Origin of the sequence: Niallia sp. HCP3S3_B10 (assembly GCF_052064465.1) — a bacterium.
GTDB classification, from domain to species: Bacteria; Bacillota; Bacilli; order Bacillales; family Cytobacillaceae; genus Niallia; species Niallia hominis.
This window is the reverse complement of sequence record NZ_JBQHVO010000027.1, coordinates 37,866-58,228: the sequence shown is the minus strand read 5'-3', so window position 1 is coordinate 58,228 and position 20,363 is coordinate 37,866. Positions and strand designations below refer to the sequence as shown.

The 20,363-nt window shown below is 36.3% G+C and carries 18 protein-coding genes; all 18 read right to left on the bottom strand.

Going from position 1 to position 20,363, the window contains the following annotated elements:
• Positions 1-612: 612 nt before the first annotated feature.
• Positions 613-2,103: a lysine--tRNA ligase gene (lysS, locus tag ACTNDN_RS13275; protein ID WP_031537161.1), complete on the bottom strand. Its 1,491-nt coding sequence runs from the start codon at positions 2,101-2,103 to the stop codon at positions 613-615.
• 190 nt (positions 2,104-2,293) lie between these two features.
• The gene (gene dusB, locus ACTNDN_RS13270; protein ID WP_441131307.1) at positions 2,294-3,295 is read right to left on the bottom strand and encodes a tRNA dihydrouridine synthase DusB; all 1,002 of its coding nucleotides are present in this window, start codon (positions 3,293-3,295) and stop codon (positions 2,294-2,296) included.
• Positions 3,296-3,321: 26 nt separating this feature from the next.
• Positions 3,322-3,537 (bottom strand): helix-turn-helix domain-containing protein, encoded by a 216-nt coding sequence (locus ACTNDN_RS13265; protein ID WP_031537159.1) that lies wholly within the window; start codon positions 3,535-3,537, stop codon positions 3,322-3,324.
• Positions 3,486-4,013, bottom strand: a complete 528-nt coding sequence (gene folK, locus ACTNDN_RS13260; protein ID WP_031537158.1) for a 2-amino-4-hydroxy-6-hydroxymethyldihydropteridine diphosphokinase — start codon at positions 4,011-4,013, stop codon at positions 3,486-3,488. The genes ACTNDN_RS13265 and folK overlap by 52 nt, the downstream gene beginning before the upstream one ends.
• On the bottom strand, positions 4,010-4,375 hold the full coding sequence (folB, locus tag ACTNDN_RS13255) for a dihydroneopterin aldolase (RefSeq protein WP_031537157.1): 366 nt from the start codon (positions 4,373-4,375) through the stop codon (positions 4,010-4,012). Before folB ends, folK begins: the two co-directional genes overlap by 4 nt.
• Positions 4,368-5,201: a dihydropteroate synthase gene (folP, locus tag ACTNDN_RS13250; protein ID WP_031537155.1), complete on the bottom strand. Its 834-nt coding sequence runs from the start codon at positions 5,199-5,201 to the stop codon at positions 4,368-4,370. Before folP ends, folB begins: the two co-directional genes overlap by 8 nt.
• Entirely contained in the window at positions 5,198-6,070 is an 873-nt protein-coding gene (gene pabC / locus ACTNDN_RS13245) for an aminodeoxychorismate lyase (protein WP_031537154.1), read from the bottom strand. Before pabC ends, folP begins: the two co-directional genes overlap by 4 nt.
• Position 6,071: 1 nt before the next feature.
• Positions 6,072-6,656, bottom strand: a complete 585-nt coding sequence (gene pabA / locus ACTNDN_RS13240) for an aminodeoxychorismate/anthranilate synthase component II (RefSeq protein WP_031537153.1) — start codon at positions 6,654-6,656, stop codon at positions 6,072-6,074.
• The gene (locus ACTNDN_RS13235; RefSeq protein WP_035416381.1) at positions 6,653-8,065 is read right to left on the bottom strand and encodes an anthranilate synthase component I family protein; all 1,413 of its coding nucleotides are present in this window, start codon (positions 8,063-8,065) and stop codon (positions 6,653-6,655) included. Before ACTNDN_RS13235 ends, pabA begins: the two co-directional genes overlap by 4 nt.
• A 167-nt stretch (positions 8,066-8,232) precedes the next feature.
• On the bottom strand, positions 8,233-9,168 hold the full coding sequence (gene cysK, locus ACTNDN_RS13230) for a cysteine synthase A (RefSeq protein ID WP_031537151.1): 936 nt from the start codon (positions 9,166-9,168) through the stop codon (positions 8,233-8,235).
• A 327-nt stretch (positions 9,169-9,495) separates the two neighbouring features.
• On the bottom strand, positions 9,496-10,374 hold the full coding sequence (gene hslO / locus ACTNDN_RS13225) for an Hsp33 family molecular chaperone HslO (RefSeq protein ID WP_031537149.1): 879 nt from the start codon (positions 10,372-10,374) through the stop codon (positions 9,496-9,498).
• Between the two features lie 78 nt (positions 10,375-10,452).
• Positions 10,453-11,229, bottom strand: coding sequence for a type III pantothenate kinase (locus tag ACTNDN_RS13220; protein WP_031537148.1), 777 nt, complete (start codon positions 11,227-11,229; stop codon positions 10,453-10,455).
• Between the two features lie 300 nt (positions 11,230-11,529).
• A complete protein-coding gene (gene ftsH, locus ACTNDN_RS13215) occupies positions 11,530-13,440 on the bottom strand; it encodes an ATP-dependent zinc metalloprotease FtsH (protein ID WP_048719108.1) in 1,911 nt (636 codons plus the stop codon).
• A gap of 106 nt (positions 13,441-13,546) precedes the next feature.
• Positions 13,547-14,095: a hypoxanthine phosphoribosyltransferase gene (gene hpt / locus ACTNDN_RS13210; RefSeq protein ID WP_048719106.1), complete on the bottom strand. Its 549-nt coding sequence runs from the start codon at positions 14,093-14,095 to the stop codon at positions 13,547-13,549.
• 22 nt (positions 14,096-14,117) lie between these two features.
• Positions 14,118-15,500: a tRNA lysidine(34) synthetase TilS gene (tilS, locus tag ACTNDN_RS13205; protein ID WP_048719103.1), complete on the bottom strand. Its 1,383-nt coding sequence runs from the start codon at positions 15,498-15,500 to the stop codon at positions 14,118-14,120.
• Positions 15,501-15,648: 148 nt separating this feature from the next.
• On the bottom strand, positions 15,649-16,650 hold the full coding sequence (locus tag ACTNDN_RS13200) for a protein kinase domain-containing protein (protein WP_031537144.1): 1,002 nt from the start codon (positions 16,648-16,650) through the stop codon (positions 15,649-15,651).
• Complete coding sequence (locus ACTNDN_RS13195) at positions 16,619-17,353, bottom strand: vWA domain-containing protein (protein WP_031537143.1); 735 nt, start codon at positions 17,351-17,353, stop codon at positions 16,619-16,621. The genes ACTNDN_RS13200 and ACTNDN_RS13195 overlap by 32 nt, the downstream gene beginning before the upstream one ends.
• Before the next feature lie 130 nt (positions 17,354-17,483).
• Positions 17,484-19,961, bottom strand: a complete 2,478-nt coding sequence (gene spoIIE, locus ACTNDN_RS13190; protein WP_031537142.1) for a stage II sporulation protein E — start codon at positions 19,959-19,961, stop codon at positions 17,484-17,486.
• Between the last annotated feature and the right edge of the window lie 402 nt (positions 19,962-20,363).

The following is a 20,363-nucleotide window of genomic DNA, read 5'->3' as shown; positions in this document are numbered from 1 at the left end:
TGTATTAGGCACGCCGCCAGCGTTCGTCCTGAGCCAGGATCAAACTCTCCAATAAAGAGTTGATTAGCTCATTGCTAAACTCTAGCTTTTTATTACTTGTTGTCATTCTATAACATTCGTTATAAAACGATTATTGTTGACGTTTGTTTGTTCAGTTTTCAAAGAGCAATTTGTTTCACGTCGTCATCGGCGACTTTTTAATATTATCAGAAGTCATTCTCGAAGTCAACATTTTTTTAAATTTCTTTTTTCTTTCATCATTGCTTGTTTCAGCAACGAATATTAATATACCACCGTTTCATACTCTATGCAACTACTTTTTAAAAGAAAAAATATTCTTATTATTTGATTACACGTTAATTCTTATAAATCTTTTAAAATAACAGTAAATACTCTACAAATACCGCTCTTAACCCCCCCTTCGCTTTTACTATCTTCTATAGTGTATTGTCTACTTTAATTTGACTCCTTACCTCTTCCCTAACCCGCACTACCCCTACCACTTCTATTACATGACATTGTGCGAATCAATAGATATTAGAAGTCGAACATAACAACTATTTAAAGAAAATAAAAAACGTGGTACCTTTCTGCAGGTACCACGTCTCTGTATTAACGATGTCTCATTAACGGGAATAATAACACGTCTCTTATAGAAGGAGAATTAGTTAACAGCATAACAAGACGGTCAATGCCGATTCCTAACCCACCTGTAGGAGGCATTCCATATTCTAAAGCCTCTACAAAATCCTCATCCATTAAGTGTGCTTCATCATTTCCTTGCTCACGCTCTTTTAATTGTGCTTCAAATCTTTCTCTTTGATCAATTGGATCATTTAATTCAGTGAAGGCATTCGCATGCTCTCTTCCTACGATGAATAATTCAAATCGATCTGTAAAACGAGGGTCTTCCTCATTCTTCTTCGCTAATGGCGAAATTTCTAACGGATGTCCGTAAATGAATGTAGGCTGAATTAATTTTTCTTCTACTCTTTGCTCGAAGAACTCATTAACAATATGGCCATATGTCATATTATCATTAATCTCTATATTATTCTCTTTAGCTAATTTTCTTGCCTCTTCTACACTCATCTCCGGCCAGAAATCTACACCTGTGTATTGCTTAATTGCATCTACCATATGAAGTCTTGTCCATTCTGGCTTCAAATCGACTTGATAATCTCCATATGCTACTGTAGTAGAACCATGGATTTCTTGTGCAATATGAGCTACTAAATTTTCTGTAAGACTCATAATATCACGATAATCAGCATATGCTTCATAAAGCTCAATCATTGTAAATTCTGGATTATGTCTTGTTGATACACCTTCATTACGGAATACACGACCAATTTCATATACTTTTTCTAACCCACCAACTATTAATCTTTTAAGGTGAAGTTCAATAGCTATACGCATATATAAAGGCATATCTAACGCATTATGATGTGTTATAAAAGGACGTGCAGATGCTCCTCCTGCAATGGAATGCATCATCGGTGTTTCTACTTCTAAATAACCGTGGCTGTCTAAATAACGGCGCATAGATTGAATAATTTTACTGCGAAGAATAAATGTATGCTTACTTTCTTCACTTGAAATTAAATCTAAATAACGTTGACGATAACGTTGTTCAATATCTTTTAAACCATGGAATTTATCCGGTAACGGGCGCAACGCTTTTGTAAGTAGCGTGAAATCTTTTACTTTAACGGAAAGCTCCCCTACATTTGTTTTAAATAAAACACCCTCAACACCAACGATATCCCCTAAGTCTACAGCGTTGAAAATAGCATATTGCTCTTCTCCTACATTGTCTTTACGAACATATAGTTGAATTTGTCCTTCAAGATCTTGAATATGAGCAAACCCTGCTTTTCCTTTTCCTCTTTTCGTCATTACTCTACCAGCAATTGTTACAGTAATATTTTTTTCCTCTAGCTCTTCTTTCTCTAGAGATTCATATTGTTTTTTTAACCCTTCAGATAAATGAGTTCTATCAAAACGTTTACCAAACGGATCTATTCCTTGTTCGCGTAACTCATTCATTTTGTTACGTCTCACTAGTAATTGGTCATTTAAGTTTAATTCATCATGACTCATGCTTAATCATCTCCACTATCTTTTTATGTATGATCACCTAAAAAAGGAATCGTTCAATTTTATACATACTTTATTATTCTACACAATGTCACGTTTACAGACACTAAAAAAGAAAAAAAACTGTCAGATTTTTATCCAACAGCTTTATTTTTGCACATATTACAGGAAATTTAAACAGTTACCTTAAAAATTAACCTACTTGGATTTCGGTTTGTTCTTTCGCTTCCACTTCTAATACTAGTGCATTTAATAATGTTACTAACTGCTCTCTTGTTTCACATTGATTAACCGCAGTCCTTGCTTTTGCATTTCCTTTTATACCTTTTAAGTACCACGCAGCATGTTTTCGCATTTCTCTAACTGCTACATACTCACCTTTTAGGCTAATTAAACGATCCAGATGAAGAATACACACATCTATCTTCTCGCGAACAGATGGATCACCCACTAATTTTCCAGTTTCTAAATACTTAACTGTACTATAAATCATCCACGGATTCCCTAGTGCTGCTCTCCCAATCATTACCCCATCACAGCCCGTCTCATCTAACATTTTTTTCGCATCTAGGGGTGTTTTCACATCGCCATTTCCCAATAAAGGAATATTAATCGATTGTTTTACTTCACGGATAATATCCCAATTTGCTGTTCCTTCATATAATTGAACACGCGTGCGACCATGCAATGCAACGGCTGCTCCGCCTGCCTTTTCAACCGCCTGAGCATTTCTAACCGCATATATATGGTCTTCATCCCATCCCATACGCATTTTGACCGTTACTGGTTTATCTACATTTTCTACAACCGCAGAAACCATATCATAGATTTTATCTGGATCCAACAACCATCTAGCACCCGCATCACATTTTGTAATCTTCGGCACAGGACAGCCCATATTAATATCGATAATATCCACATTGGTATTTTTATCAACAAATTGTGCCGCTTCCACTAGCGTTTCTTTTTCTCCACCAAAAATTTGTAAGCTTAATGGGTTTTCCCGCTCGTCTATATAAAGCATATCCATCGTTTTCTTATTCTTTAAAACAATCCCTTTATCACTTATCATCTCCGCACAAACAAGACCAGCTCCAAATTCTTTCACTGTTAAACGAAATGCAGAATTTGAAATTCCTGCCATTGGTGCAAGTACAACACGGTTGCTTATTTCAACATTTCCTATTTTAAACAAACTTTTACCTCCTTGATGGGCAGTGCTTATTTACTTTGATGTGGATCTAATTCTTCTCTTGTTATCTTTAGCACACCTACAATAGAATCAATCATCTCTTCCGAAGGCATACGATTACCTCGTTCAATCTCCCCTAAAATAGAAACAGAAACAAGTAGCTCTTTTGCTAGACTTTCCTGTGTATATCCTTTTAGCTTTCGAAAAGCTCGAATACGTCTTCCCCATTTTTCTGTTGTTTCCATACCCTTACTCCTTCTCTATCTGGCAAAAGCTTCAAACTTTCTTTTAAACGCATTGATTTATTCGGTAACTTTATGTCTGGAGCAATTTCTATTAGCGGAACTAAAACAAATGCTCGCTCTTCTATTCTCGGATGTGGAATTATTAGCTTATCTGATACTATATTTTCGTGATTATACAATAAAATGTCAAGGTCTATTGTTCTAGGACCCCATCGAATTATCCTTTTTCTCCCAAGTTCGTTTTCGATACTTTGGCATTTCTCTAATACCGAAGAAGGATTTAATGATGTTTCAATCTGTACAACAATATTCAAAAATAGTGCTTGTTCCTCATATCCTACTGGGTCGGTCTCATAAACAGAGGAAATGTTTACCACTTTAATTTGCTTATGATTATGAAGCATTTGTACAGCCTCGCGTAAGTATTCCAATCGATTGCCTATATTTGAGCCTAATGATAAGTAAACATTATTCATCCTTTTCTGCTCCTCGTAATTTCAACAGCAACCGATTTATAATGACCTGGAATTGGAGGATCTGGTTTAATAATACGAACGGTAATACTTTCAATAAGGGAATAAGATACCAAAAGCTTCTTTGCTATATTTTCTGCAACTGCTTCTATTAATTGATATGGCTTACCTTCAACAATTTCCTTCACGTCAAAGAAAAGCTGGCCATAATTAACCGAATATTGTAAGTCATCTGTTTCTCCAGCCTTCGCTAAATCCACTTCTACTTGTAAATCTACGATAAAACGCTGACCTAACTTATTCTCTTCTTTAAATACTCCATGATATCCATAGAACTCCATTTGGTTTAATATTATCTTATCCACCGTATTCTCCCTTTCCCATTAAAGCATCCATCATACGAGCCATGCGTGTCATTTCTTTCACATCATGGACACGAATAATATGGCATCCTTTTTGAATACCATAGCAAATAGTAGCCCCTGTTCCTTCTACTCTTTCCGTTACAGGTAAATTTAACACATTCCCAATCAATGATTTTCTTGAAGTTGCAAGCAGCACAGGATACCCCATATCAACAAGCTTATCTAACCCGCGCATCATTTCTATGTTTCTGTTTAAATCCTTCGCGAAGCCAATACCTGGATCAAGAATAATATTATCAAAAGGGACCCCCGCTGCCTTTGCAATCTCAATACTATCCTGCAAGTCAGCTACTACCTCTTCTAAAAAAGACGAGTAGTTAAGATTATCCCTATTATGCATTAAAATAATTGGAGCTTGAAATTCAGCTGCAACGGACGCCATTTTTGGGTCTCTTTTTGCTCCCCATATATCATTGATAATATGCGCTCCTGCTTGCAAAGCCTGTCTCGCTACTTCTCCTTTATATGTATCAATTGATAAAGGAACATCTACCTCTCCCGTTAATCGCTCAATAATAGGAATTACTCGCTCTAATTCTTCTTCGATTGAAATTTCTGTATAGCCAGGTCTTGTAGATTCTCCGCCGATATCGATAATATCCGCCCCATCCTCTACCATCTGACGAGCGTGGTTTAATGCTGTTTCAACTTTGTTAAATTTACCGCCATCAGAAAAGGAATCAGGATTTACATTTAAAATACCCATTACCATTGTTTTTTGTTCAAAATCCAATGTGTACGGACCACATGCTATTTTATTTATCATTCCTTTATTCCTCCTAGCTCTTCTTTCGACCATAATTGAGTGGAATGCTTTCTATATTCCTTATAAAGCTTAGCAACAACCTTGCCTTCTACTCCTTTATAGTCATATCCATCTATTTTTTTTATTGGGATGATTTCCTGAATAGAATTCGTTGCAAATACTTCTTCTGCACCTGCAAGCATAACCAACGGAAACATCCCCTCTTTTACTACTAAACCCATGCTCTTTGCAAGGCTTAAAACAAACTGTCTCGTAATTCCATTTAATATACCAGCTTGCAGGCTAGGAGTATAAAGCACTTCATTGATAACCCAAAAAAGATTGGAAGTTATTCCTTCAGCAACATAGCCTTCTTTTGTTAAAAAAAATCCTTCGATTGTCATATCTGCACCAATCTCTCGCTTCGCCAAGATATTATTAAAAAAATGATGAGATTTTAAGCGAAAAACCCCTTCTGGTGTATTTCTTGGAATCGTCACTACCTGTCCTATTTTTTCCGGCATCCCATTTGCTGGTGGAAGGGGTTTTATATACACGATTGTATTTGGTTCTAAATATGGATCTGTTTGAAGTCCTATCATTCCATTTCCAGCTGAAACATTCCAGCGAATATAAGCATTATTAATATTGTTTTTTTTCAATAGACTTTGAATAATAGCGACCACTTCTTCTCTTTCAAAAGATAATTGGATGTTCATCTCTTTTAAACCTTCATTTAACCTGCAAAGATGGTCATCTAATAGAAAAGGATGTCCCTCATATACACGAAATGTTTCAAATAAGCCTAGTCCATATATAAAGCCATGGTCAAAAACAGAGATAGCCGCTTCTTCCTCGCTAACAACCTGCCCGTTTATGTACATAAACATTTTATTTCTTACTTCCTTCTTTATAATATTGAATAAAATTTTCCAATAACTCCATACCAATCTCTGTCATAATTGATTCTGGATGAAACTGCACCCCTTCAACTGGAAGTTCTTTATGTCTAATCCCCATGATTTCTCCTTCCTTTGTCCAAGCAGAGATTTCTAAACAAGAAGGCAATGTTTCCTTTTTCACAATCAAGGAATGATAACGTGTAGCGGAAAAAGGGTTAGGTAAGCCTTGAAAAATCGTTTTATTATCATGATAAATGAGAGAGGTTTTTCCATGCATTAAATTTGCTGCTTGTACAACCTCCCCTCCAAAAACCTGTCCAATTGCTTGATGACCCAAACATACTCCAAAGATTGGCATATCACCAGCAAAGGATTGAATTGCCTCTAAACTTATCCCTGCTTCATTAGGACTACACGGTCCTGGAGAAATCATCAAATATGCCGGATTTTCTTTTTTTATTTCCTCTAAAGAGGTTTCATCATTTCTTTTCACTTTTAATTCTTGCCCTAATGATCCTAGGTATTGCACAAGGTTATAAGTGAAAGAATCATAGTTATCAATCATATATATCATTTGCTGCCACCCAATTTCTCTTCAGCTAATTCTTTCGCATTCCAGAGTGCCCTAGCCTTTTTCATCGATTCTTTGTATTCATTTGCAGGGATGGAATCGATCACAATTCCTGCACCGGCTTGAACATATGCTCGGTTTTCCTTCACCAGCATCGTCCGTATCATAATATTTAGCTCTACATCATGATTATAACCAATCCACCCTAAAGAACCAGTATACGGTCCACGTCGAACTGGCTCTAGTTCTTCAATAATTTCCATCGTTCGTATCTTCGGTGCACCTGTAATCGTTCCACCTGGAAACATGCTATCAATGAGATCGTACTCATCTTTTTCTTCTGAAAGCTTTCCTTTTACATTAGATACAATATGCATCACATGGGAATACTTTTCGATTACCATAAATTCGTCTACTTGAACACTCCCATATGCACATACTCTTCCTAAATCATTTCTTTCTAGGTCGACTAGCATCACATGCTCTGCTCTTTCTTTTTCACTCTCCATCAATTCATTAGCAAGAGCTATATCCTCAGCATCGTTTTCCCCCCGTGATCGCGTTCCAGCTATCGGTCGTGTACTCACTTCCTGTCCCTTCTTTTTAACTAGAAGCTCTGGTGAACCACTTACTAACTGAAACTCTGGTGTATGGAAATAGCCCATGTATGGAGAAGGATTCAAAACCCTCAGTTGTCTGTAGACCTCGAGCGCAGATACATGCAAAGGCTTGGCTTGCCGAACGGATAAGTTAACTTGGAATGCGTCTCCCGCGGAAATATATTGCTGAATCTTGCGAACGGATTGTTGGAATTCATTATCTTCAATCGATACCTTCAGACCCTCAGATTTCCCAATATTCCCATGCGGATATTCGGTTTTATTCTCTTCTGCCCATCCCTTTGCATAGGTTTTTATTTTATCCTGAATGAAAGCTAGCTGATCTTCTACATATAAACCAGAAATCCATAGCTTATTTTCTTCATGATCATAAGTAAACCACTCTTCAAATAATAAAAAGAATACATCAGGAATATTTAAGTCATCCTTTGTCTGGTTAGGAATTTTTTCGATATACCGAATATAATCGTAACTAATAAACCCAAGCGCACCCCCTTGAAAATCAGGTAGCTCCGATTTAGACTCAACAACATATTGATTCATTACTTCTTTTATTGCATGAAGTGGATTCCCTTTGATGAATCTAGTTCCCTGCTCATCTATCACTTCTAAACGATGATATCTACCGATCATTTTTACAACTGGTGAAAAAGCACCAATGCTATACCTTCCACCGCGACCGCTTTCTAATAAAACATAATGTGATTCACCTTCCGCAAGGGATAAAAATTGCTTAAAGAACTGCTCATATGTCAGAGAAATCGTCTTACTATATATCTTGTAATTCTTCAATCAGGTTTCTCTCCTTCAACATTTATCTGTTCTCATCATACAGGATACATAAAGTAAAATACAAAAAAATCACGTATCTATTTACGCAATTTTTTAATACTACTTTTTATATAAAAAAGCAAAAAAGCCCCCTTGAAGGGAGGCATTTTACTTTTTAACTTTTATGCTTATTCTTCATCAAACTGATAAAGAGGTGTGCTTAGGTAGCGTTCTCCGTTACTTGGGATAATTGCTAATACTTTTTTCCCTTTTCCTAACTCTTTCGCTACTTGTAAAGCGGCATAAATAGCCGCACCAGAAGAAATACCACCTAACACGCCTTCTTCCTTCCCTGCACGACGAGCATACTCAAATGCTTGTTCTGTCGAAACTTGAATAATCCCTTCATACACTTCACTATTTAGAATATCTGGAACAAACCCAGCACCGATACCTTGAATTTTATGAGGACCTGGCTTACCGCCTGATAAAACAGGAGAATCAGCAGGCTCTACTGCATAAATTTTGATATCTTTATATTTTTCCTTTAATACTTCCCCAGCACCAGTGATTGTTCCGCCTGTACCAATACCAGCAATAAACGCATCTAAACCTTCGTCACCGAAAGCATCAATTATTTCTGGTCCTGTTGTTAATCTATGTACTTCAGGATTAGAAATATTTTTAAATTGTTGCGGGATAAAATAGCCGTTTTCTTTTGCTAATTCCTCTGCTTTACGAATAGCTCCACCCATACCTTCTGGTCCCGGTGTTAATACTAATTCAGCTCCGTAAGCTTTCAATAATCTCCGGCGTTCCATACTCATTGTTTCTGGCATAACTAAAATCGCACGATAACCTTTTGCTGCAGCGACCATAGCAAGACCAATTCCTGTATTTCCGCTAGTAGGCTCAATAATTGTGCTGCCAGCCTTTAAGTCCCCACTTTTTTCAGCTGCTTCAATCATTGCAAGCGCAATACGGTCTTTTACACTGCTGCCTGGGTTCATGTATTCTAATTTTAAATAAACGTCTGCACTGGACTCATCTTCTACTAAACGGTTTAATTTAACAATAGGTGTTCCACCGATAAGATCGACTACAGAATTTGCGATTTTTGACATTTTCTATCTCCCCTTATTATTCCGAGTATTTTAATTGGTTTTATAATATTAATTTATCAAATAACACCATCATTTGTCAATCAATATGTTTGTATTTTCCGAAAATTAATCATTCAAACATACGCAACGTTATTGTAGAAATTTTCGCAATACCTCATCTATTAAAGGCATCTTTGTCGCTCTCTCCTCCAGCAATATATGTTTTTATCCTACTTTACTATTTATAAAACGACACCGTTCACCATACTACCTTTATAAACATAAAAAAACAGCCTCCAGATATGATTTTTAGCAAACCATTCTTTGAGACTGCCTAATCTTAGTTTCTTACTTTGCTTCTTCTAGCATTTTTTCTAATTCTTCTTTAGCGAATATATATTTCTCATTACAGAAATGACATTCTGCTTCTGCTTGACCATCTGTTTTAATTATATCTTCAATTTCCGCTTGGCCTAAACTGATTATTGCATGAGAAAATCTCTCTTTTGAGCATGTACATGTAAACGAAATGGGCATTTTTTCGATTACTTTTACATTGTCCTGCCCACAAATTTCTTCAAGAAGTTCCTCTGGAGTTAAGCCTTTTTCAATTAATTTAGATATTGGCGGAATTTCACTCAATCGTTTTTCAATCTTCGTAATCGTTTCATCTTGCGCACCAGGCATTAATTGAATAATAAAACCTCCAGCAGCCAAGATACTATTATCTGGATTCACTAATACTCCTACTCCAACAGAAGATGGTACCTGTTCAGAATTAAATAGATAATAAGTAAAATCTTCTCCAAGCTCTCCAGAAACGATTGGAACTTGCCCTGTAAAGTAATCACGCATCCCGATATCTTTTACAACTGACAATGTCCCTTCTGTTCCAACAGCTCTTCTTACATCTAATTTTCCATGCTCATTTAAGTCAAAATGCACTTGAGGGTTGCTAACATATCCACGCACCTCTCCTTTTGCATTACCATCTACCAGAATAAGACCAATTGGTCCACCACCATTGATTTTTACCGTTAATTTTTGATCTCCTTTAAGCATAGCTCCTAGCATCGCTGTTGCTGTTAAAGATCTACCTAAAGCAGCGGAAGCAGTTGGCCAAGTATGGTGTCTTCTTTGACCTTCTCCTACTGTTTCTGTACTTCTTACTGCATACGCACGAACTTCCCCATCAAACGCTAACGCTTTTACTAAATAATCACTCATAATTTACTCCTTTGTCTTCTAGCAATTAATCAACGGATTCATTATTCCGTTAAATAGCTCAAGTATGAACTTCTCTGTTTATTTTAGTGTATCCTTATTTTTTTTATAAATAAGCTGTAATCCCTTTAATGTAAGAAACGGATCAATTTCATCAATAATGTTTGATTCTTTTGCTATAAGATTTGCTAATCCTCCTGTAGCAATGACTTTAGGCTGAACTGCACTTTCTTCTTTCATTCTCTTAACAATCCCTTCAACCTGCCCTACATAGCCGAAAAGAATCCCTGATTGCATGGCAGAAACGGTATTTTTACCAATAACCCCCTCAGGACGTGCGATTTCAATCCTCGGCAGTTTAGCCGCTTTAGAATACAGAGCCTCTGTAGCAATATTAATTCCTGGTGCTATCGCTCCACCCATATATTGCTTTTGCTCATTTATATAGCAGAAAGTTGTAGCTGTACCGAAATCTACCACAATCAACGGACTTCCATATTCATGTATCGCCGCGACTGCGTTGACAATGCGGTCCGCTCCTACTTCCTTAGGATTATCATACTTTATGTTTAAACCTGTTTTCGTTCCTGGACCAACCACTAACGGTTTCAACTGAAAATACTTTTGGCACATTCTTTCCAAAGAAAACATGATAGGAGGAACAACAGATGAAATAACGATCCCAGTAATATCGGAAAAGGTTAAACCAACATGGTCGAATAAAGATTTAATAATCATACCATATTCATCTTCCGTTTTATAACGATTCGTTTCAATTCTCCAATGATGCTTTAATTCTTCCTTATCATATACACCTAATACTATATTTGTATTTCCAATATCAAAGACAAAAATCATTATGGTCACCACTTTTTTATTAATTTCATTCGGTAAAATCCCATTTCATATAGCTCTGCTTACTATATCATCTAAATTCTATAGCCCTGAGAAAGTGCTTTTCTAGAAAAGCACCATACAAAGAACTCACTTTCCTAAAGCCATAAATAAACGGTCTTTTCCAATACTGGACATATCATAACACACAACAGGAAAGAGACAAAGTGTAAAGCAACGGTTGCTTATAAAAGCTATTTTTATATTTTACGATACAGACAAAAAAAGGGTACGCTTTACGCGTACCCTTTCCTAGATGAACAATTACTCGTTTCGGTCATCTTTTTTGTTAATATTTACCTTCACATCATCTGAACCTAAAGTCGTATCAGCTTTAATCGTACGATCAGGTAAGACACCATCTTTGTAAAGGCTATTGATTTGTTCAGCATCCAATGTCTCTATTTCCAGAAGTGTTTCGGCGATTAGGTTCAATTTCTCACGGTTTTCTGTAAGAATTTGTTTCGCTCTTTCATAACACTCTTTTATGATTCGTTGAATTTCTAAATCAATATCATATGCAATTGCATCAGAATAATTTTGTTCATTATTTAAATCTCTACCTAGGAACACTTGGCTTTGTGCTTGACCGAATTGTAATGGTCCAAGCTTATCACTCATTCCATACTCTGTTACCATCTTACGAGCAATACCTGTAGCTCTTTGGAAATCATTATGTGCTCCAGTACTTACTTCACCAAATACGATATCCTCTGCCACACGACCACCAAGTAATCCAGTAATCTTATCAAGAAGCTCTTGCTTGGTCATTAAGAAACGATCTTCCTTAGGAAGCATAACTGCATACCCACCAGCTTGACCTCTAGGTACGATTGTTACTTTATGAACCATATCAGCCTCATCTAACACAACACCGATAATTGTATGACCTGCTTCATGGTAAGAAACAATATTTCTTTCTTTTTTAGAAACAACTCGGCTTTTCTTGGAAGGTCCAGCAATAACACGGTCTGTTGCCTCATCCATGTCTTCCATATCAATTTTCTTCTTATCAGCTCTCGCTGCAACAAGCGCTGCTTCATTTAGAAGATTTTCTAAATCAGCTCCAGAAAATCCTGGTGTACGCTGAGCAATGCTTTTTAGATTGACAGACTCATCTAAAGGCTTATTACGAGCATGTACACGTAAAACTGCCTCACGACCATTAACATCTGGTCTGTCAACTGTAATTTGTCGGTCAAAACGACCTGGACGTAATAATGCAGGGTCTAAAATATCAGGACGGTTTGTAGCAGCGATAATAATGATACCTTCGTTTGCACCGAATCCATCCATTTCAACTAATAATTGGTTTAAGGTTTGTTCACGTTCATCGTGTCCTCCACCTAAACCAGCTCCACGCTGACGACCAACTGCATCTATTTCATCAATAAAGATAATACAAGGAGCATTTTTCTTCGCATTTTCGAATAAATCACGAACACGTGAAGCCCCTACCCCTACAAACATTTCTACGAAGTCAGAACCACTGATGGAGAAAAAAGGTACGCCAGCTTCTCCTGCAACCGCTCTAGCAAGTAGTGTTTTACCTGTTCCTGGAGGTCCATTAAGAAGGACTCCTTTTGGTATTCTAGCACCTAGCTCAGCAAATTTACGTGGATCTTTTAAGAATTCCACAACTTCTACTAGTTCTTGCTTTTCTTCGTCGGCTCCTGCTACATCATTAAAGCGAACTTTTTTCTTTTCTTCATTGTAAAGCTTTGCCTTACTTTTACCAAAGTTCATTACTCGGCCGCCGCCGCCACCTTGGGCTTGATTGAGCAAGAAGAAAAATAAGATGAAAATAATCACAAACGGGATAATTGAAGTAAAGAATGTGATCCATCCGCTTGTTTCTTGCGCTGGCTGCACATCAATATTGGAACCTTCTGTAGCAGCTTTCAAGATCACTTGAGCATTTGTTTCATTGTTTGTTACATAAGAAACAAATGTTTCATTTTCTTTGTAGCCCTTTAATTTCCCTCGTACTTCAAGTACACCTCTTTCAGGCTGCTGCGTTATTTCTGCAACATCACCAGCTTCAAGGTGATTTATTAATTCAGTATATGTTAATTGCTTGGTAGGCTGATTATTTCCATTGAAAAAACTAACCACACCGATAATTACTAAAAAGATTAATAAATAAAAAATGGTATTACGAAAAATACGGTTCATCCCTTACCTCCTCCCACGGTAAACAAACTATAGAGTATAGTAACATAGAAAATTAAGTAAATTCAAGGAATTACCCTTTCTGGATCTGAATTCCTTTCTTTTATCCTTATTTACTATCACTTGCATAAACTTCCGGTTTTAAAACACCAATATAAGGTAGATTACGATATTTTTCTGCGTAGTCTAATCCATACCCCACAACAAAAGCGTCTGGCACGTTAAATCCTACATAATCTGCTTCAAGATCCGTTTTTCTACCAGAAGGTTTATCAAGAAGAGTCACAATTTTGATTGATTTTGCTTTACGATAACGGAACAACTCTACAAGATAACTTAATGTTAATCCACTATCAATAATATCCTCAATAATTAGTATGTCTCTTCCTTCAACAGAAGTATCCAAATCTTTTAAAATTTTTACTTCTCCAGAAGAAACAGTAGAGTTACCATAACTTGACACATCCATAAAATCCATCTCTAGGTATGTATCCACTCGCTTTAAAAGATCGGCCATAAAGGGCATAGCACCTTTTAACACTCCAATTGCCAAAGGAAATTTATCTTGATATTCCTCTGTAAGTTGAAAAGCCAAATCCTTGATTTTACCTTGTATTTCTTCTTCAGATATCAATATTTTTTCAATATCGTGTTTCATTTCTTGTGTGCCCCCTAGAAGATCATTGCTTTTTATATGTTATTAATAGATTACTACCACTATTCGTATTACTATGAGAATATATCGATTTTTTTAGTCCAGGTATCCAAAGAATTTCACCATTACTATCCGTAATAATTGGCCAATTCTCTCTTTCATGGATTGGAATCTTCTCATCGATAAAAATGCGGTTCACTTTTTTCTTACCATCCATCCCTTTTAAATGGATTCTATCGCCAGCGCTTCTTGTACGGATAATAAGAGGGAAGGAAATAGAAGAATCCAAAAGAATACAATGATTATCAGTATGATGTTCACCGTCTATATATTCTACCTTAATATTATACCCATTTGGTAATAATAACTCTCCCATTTTTGATAATTCATAATAAAAGGATTTTGTTGGAGAAAAATTAAGCTGAAAATGAAGATAATGGTACGACTTTTTCACTTTCAGACCATTCGGGAGATCAATATTTCCAGAAGAATGAGGACTCTTAAGTAATATCATCATTTGCTCAGTATGTAATGCGGATAATGAAATAGGCATCTCGTCATAGAGATAATTTAATATTAGTTGAATACATCTTCTTTGTAAAGGAATAGCTATTGAAAGAAATCGATTAATATCAACTACTGCTTCCTGTTCTCGTTTTTCGACTAATATAAATGAAAGCCTTTCTTCTGCCTGCTCCATTAAATAAGCTTCATCGTCTGCTAATTCTTCACTAAACCGCTGGAAATGCTTTGCCGCGTGTATGTTTTCTTTTTTCAAAAAGGGCACAACATACTTTCTATATCGATTGCGGCTGTATGTGTCTTTTTCATTGCTTGGATCTCTTCTTGGATTTAAATTATGTACTTTACAATATTCCTCAATGTCGTCCCTTTCTAAACATAAAAAGGGACGAATAATATTTCCTGCTCCGAAAGGACGGATAAAAGGAATTCCAGCTCTCGCCTTACCTGAACTCCCTCTCGTTAATCGCATCAGAATTGTTTCTATTTGATCATCACCATGATGACCTAGTGCTAAATAATCTACGTTATTTTCCCTCATCACTTTTTCATAGAAAGAATACCTACATTCTCTTGCAGCTTTTTGTGAATTCATCCCTGTTTTATTTATAAACTCAGGCAAATTTATTCTTTCCCAAGAAAAAGGGATATTTCTCTCTTCACAGAATAATTTCACAAATTCAGCCTCTTTAAGCGACTCCTCCCCTCGAAACATATGATCGACATGCCCGGCATACACAGTGATTTTCCATACTTCTTCCTTTGTCCATAAAAAATGAAGAAGCGCTAAAGAATCAGGTCCACCCGATACTCCAACTAAGATTTTTTTTCCTTCTAGGGTCACATTTTTTCTTTGCAGATAATTCGAAACTTGATCCTCAAACATTCTAATTACTTCCTTATCACTATCACTATTCTAGCAACACTCAGGTTATTACTTTTTCATCCGAGGTTGTAGTTACTATAGTCAAGGATATCACTTTTTTAAAAGTGATACCAAAGACTATTCTCTAAAATTGTTAAAATTCCTCTTTTCAAGTTAATTGACCATATATATACAAAATGTAACAAATGGAAATAAGAATAATGATAAGCATAGATTCAATCCAACCGGCTTTTTTCTTCTTTTTAACCATTTTGCTTCTTGTATTGGAAGTTTGGAGGTTTTGTCCTTTTACTTGTCGAGAAATATTTGCTTGAGATCCAGCTACTACTTTCCTTCTACTTGTGTTACCACCATTCGTTAATTTCAATAAATCAAATCGCATTTCCTTTGCACTTTGGTATTTTCCCGTTAATGCTTTTATAAGAATTCCTTCATAGCGAAGAAGTCCTTTTTTTTGCCGAATCATCGTTTGTAGCTGTTTTATTCCGCCTTCTGTTTTATTAAAGCGCTTTGGATGATATATATTTAGCATAATCATAGCAACTGCAAATAAATCATAGCTCGGCTCTGCCTTTCTGGTTCCCAATCCCCAGTAGCCTCTATCAAAGAACTCTGTAAATTCTTTAATTGCCCTTCCAATAATCGTTGTTCCGCCTACATCAATACATCTAATTTTCGTAGGTGGTCCTGTAATAATCAGATTCTCTGGCTTCAAATCTCCAAAAACCCAGTTGTTTTCATGGAGAACTTGTAAATCTTTTAATAATTGGATCATTAGTACATCAATCCATGAACCTTCCTTATTATGAATAAAGGCGAGTAAATCAGGTCCATTAATGTATTCCATTACATAAAAAGAGATATTCCCCTTATTTGTTACCCAATCATCCACATCTATTAAAGAAGGTCCAAGGCTATAACCTTGGACCTTTGCAAAGGACTTCAATACATTTACTTCGGAAGTTATAGATACGCTATTGTTGCTTAATTTTAAAGCAACTTTTCCTATTCGGGAATCTGCTAAAAAAACAGTGCCATTTGCTCCATAGCCAAGCTCCTTCAAGATGGTATATTGCTTGTTATGCCACTTTCCTTTTACTACCGTACCGCCGTTTATTTTAAATGGACTCTTCGAAGTATTCATCATCACTTGAAATCAAGCTCCTTAATGAGCGCTTATGCTTAAAGTAATAGACTGCTTCTTTTAAAGCTGGACCAGTTGGCGTAATTCCTCCTGTAGATAATTTCGGAAATATACTGGTTAGTGATTCTAAACGAGGAGTCCAATCCATTAATTTTTCGACATCTTTCTTTTTCCCGGGAAATACAAACACTGAATAACGATTCTCGCCAGAACGTGCATTCAAGCTTAGAGATAAATCAAGCAAAGCCTCTTTTACAGTTGGCAGTTTATGCTTCATGCTAGCGCTTGTATCTAGCAATACCAATACTTCAAGTTCAACTGTCTCTCCTAGTTCGTCAACAACCTCCATTACTTCTCCTCGCTTTTCCGGCGGAAGATCCTCCATTGTTTTCGAGGAACCTAATATTTGCTGAAGCTCTTTATTGACTACACCTTGGAGTGTTTGAGTCATTGCTTTTTTCGTAACCATTTGGACAGTCTGACTTAATTGCTGCGCATATACTATTTGGCTGACACCACCTCCAGAAAGTGCGATGCCTTCGATTTCCTTCATCCCCTGCTCGTCAATTGTATCTTGTTCCATTACTCCAATGACATTAACCGTAATTCCTTGTTCATTCGCTAACGCTGCCATCGCAATTGGATCTTCTCCTTTATTAGAACATCCATCTGTAATAAGCAGAACCTGCTTTAACGTACCTGTTTTCATAAATATCTCCCCTCCATCTTCGTGAGTTAGTTCCATTCTCGACGAAAAAGGAAGAATTTATACCCTTTTTAAGAAGGGAAACCGAGGAGAGGTTTCATTTGTTAAAAAGGAGGGAAATAAGTTATCAAATTCAATTTGCTGCTTGCTTAAAACCTTTTACCGGAATAGATGCCCACTTCGGAATATTATGATCAATCTTTGCCACTAAAACAGTCATATCATCTTCAATTAACCCTAAACGAGATCGTATAACCTCCTCCATAATTAAGTCTGCTACCTCTTGGGGATTCTCTGTTTTCAGCTCCTTGATTTTTCGCTTCATCCATATTTCAAAGTTTTCTACATGTTTTGGTCCTTCAAAAACACCATCACTCATCATAATTAGCAAATCGCCAGCCTTTAATTGTTCACTAACAACATCTACATCAAATTCTTGGAGAATGCCCATAGGTAAATTGCTTGCCTGAACTTTCATTACTTTTGATCCTCTTTTAATAAAACTTGGGGTAGATCCTATCTTCAAAAATTTAACAGCTGCATTTTGAAGATCAATCATTGCTAAATCTAACGTGGAAAAAATTTCATCTGTTGTTCGTAAAGAAAGGATTGAATTAATCGATTTAATCGCCACTTGTTCTTCAATCCCTGATTGAAGAATTTTTTGCAATAATTGTAGTGTCTCTTCACTTTCTACATGGGCACGCTTTCCATTTCCCATTCCATCGCTTATTGCCATGGCATATTTCCCCAAACCTAGTTCAATCGTTGAATAGCTATCACCTGATATAAATCCCCCATCCTTTGCTGCATGTGCAACGCCAGTTTCTACCGTATAAGCTTTGGCTGATCGGAATGTTGCATGACTATAATCATTGGAATACTCAGCAACCTCCTCCTTATTTACAATAATTGTTTCCCCAAGAATATCAGATAACATCGGTGCAATCAGTTTCTCACATTCACCATAACCAGTGCTGTAAGGGATGGTTATATCGATATCTACGTTCCCCTGTTCTAGACTATATATCTCTACATTTTCAATATGAATGCCAAATTCTTGAATAGCTTCTAATATTAGTTCTTCCTGCTTATAATGATTTTCCCTTTCCCTTTGAATTTCTTTGGCAAAATCACCCATAACCTCTGATACACCAAGTAATTGATCTGCAACTAGTTTTCTGCTTTCCTGTACCTGTTTTTTTAATTTTTGGTTGGCCTGGTACAGTGCCAGTTCCTGATGAATAGCATCCTTAACCTTTTTCGATCTCGTACAATGTTTATCCCAATCCCTCGAAAGATTGGGGGAAATATTTCCGCCTGAATCTGCCATTTCTGTCATAATGTCTTTCATATAATCATAGGTTGTATTAAAGTTGCGAGCCCAGCAATATTCCTTTCGAAAACATGTCTGACATGTTTTTTCCGTCACATTACTTAAAAAGTAGTCTAACTCATTATCTTCCTCCTCCACCATCTCACTAATGTTGGGAGACGAAAAACTATTGGAGAGAGCCTGAAAAACATTAGAAAATTGAGAAACTCTTTGGGCAGTTACATCTCTCATTTTTCTCATATATTGCTGTTGTTCTTGGGAATATTCTGTTGTTCCTGGTATGTGTTTTGCAATTCGAGAGGTTAAACTTCTTGGTGTGAGAAGGAATAGAAAAACAGCTATTGTTGTTTCCATTAATGAAACAGATAATACGCCTCCATCTTCTCCGTACATTCCAATAAGAAGAGTAGCAATAAATAATCCCAATGCCACGCCAATTTTCTTCCCTTCTTTCAGTAATCCACCTAGAAGACCAGAAAATGCGAGCAAACTCATATGATAGAAACTTGAAATACTTGCTAGGCTAAAAATTAACCCTGTTACCACACCAACTGTAGAGCCAATCGTTGCCCCTGCAATAAAGGAAAATACTAATACTAAGTAACGTGACATAATATGTTCAATGGATATGCCATAGACCGCCCATCCTATTGTTCCAGTCATAATAGAAGCTAGCATGATAATCAAACAAACAATTTCCTCTGTTTTAAGTGCTTGTCTCCTTTTATTTACGGTGAGTAATGGTAAGCTTTGTAAGAAGATTAATGTAAGAATATAACCAAGACTTCCTTCTACTAACGATAACATTCCTCCATACCATGTAAAACCGTTTGTTAATAGATATGCTTTTACTAAGCTACCAAGAAAGACAAGACCAAAAACAAATACTGGTACGAGTTGTTGTTCTTTATTTTTCCAGTTCAAAATAATCTTATAGCTTATCAAGAATAAGAAAGACAAGACAAAATTAGTAGCCGCCTCCGTTATTCCTAAAGTAGCCGCACCAGCAATTAAACCAATGAGGGCAAGTGGGGCTTTATCTTTCCTTGATAAATACACCGCTGCAAAAAATGGAAGAGCAAAAGGAGTAAGCTGTCCTAATATTAAGGCTCGTCCAAGCAAGAAACCAATGATTAAAAGCAAATAGCCTTTTACTAAAAAAAAATTCTCCAATTTTGAATTAAATTTATGAAGAATTGAGCTGAAGCTTTCCCGTGACTTCCCAAAATCAACCTCACCAATCGGATCGATTATATCCCTTTCTACTTTTTCCATACACTCCACTCCCTATCAAGTATCGTTGCTCCACATTATAGAAGGTAGCTATTTAAAAGTTTGTCAAAATAACGAAGCAGTTCCAGCTTTTCGCTCGACTTCTTTCCTTCATTTTTTTAAGGAGCTACAAAATTCGATACATTCCTTTTTGCCCGTTATTTGGAAAACTTTTATAGAAAAGAGGCTATTCTATCATTAAAAAAGTGGTTTTAACTGAAGTACGTTTGGAGAAAGAAAACATTTTCTTCTGCCTGCTTTTTTGTATTTATTGCTTATTTTTGTCAATTCATGCAATATGTTTTTTTAGTTATCCATCGATAATAGTGGTTCCTACAGCTTTACACTTTATATACGTATGTAAAAAGATTTAAATACAGCCATACAATAAAATATAAATTTGCC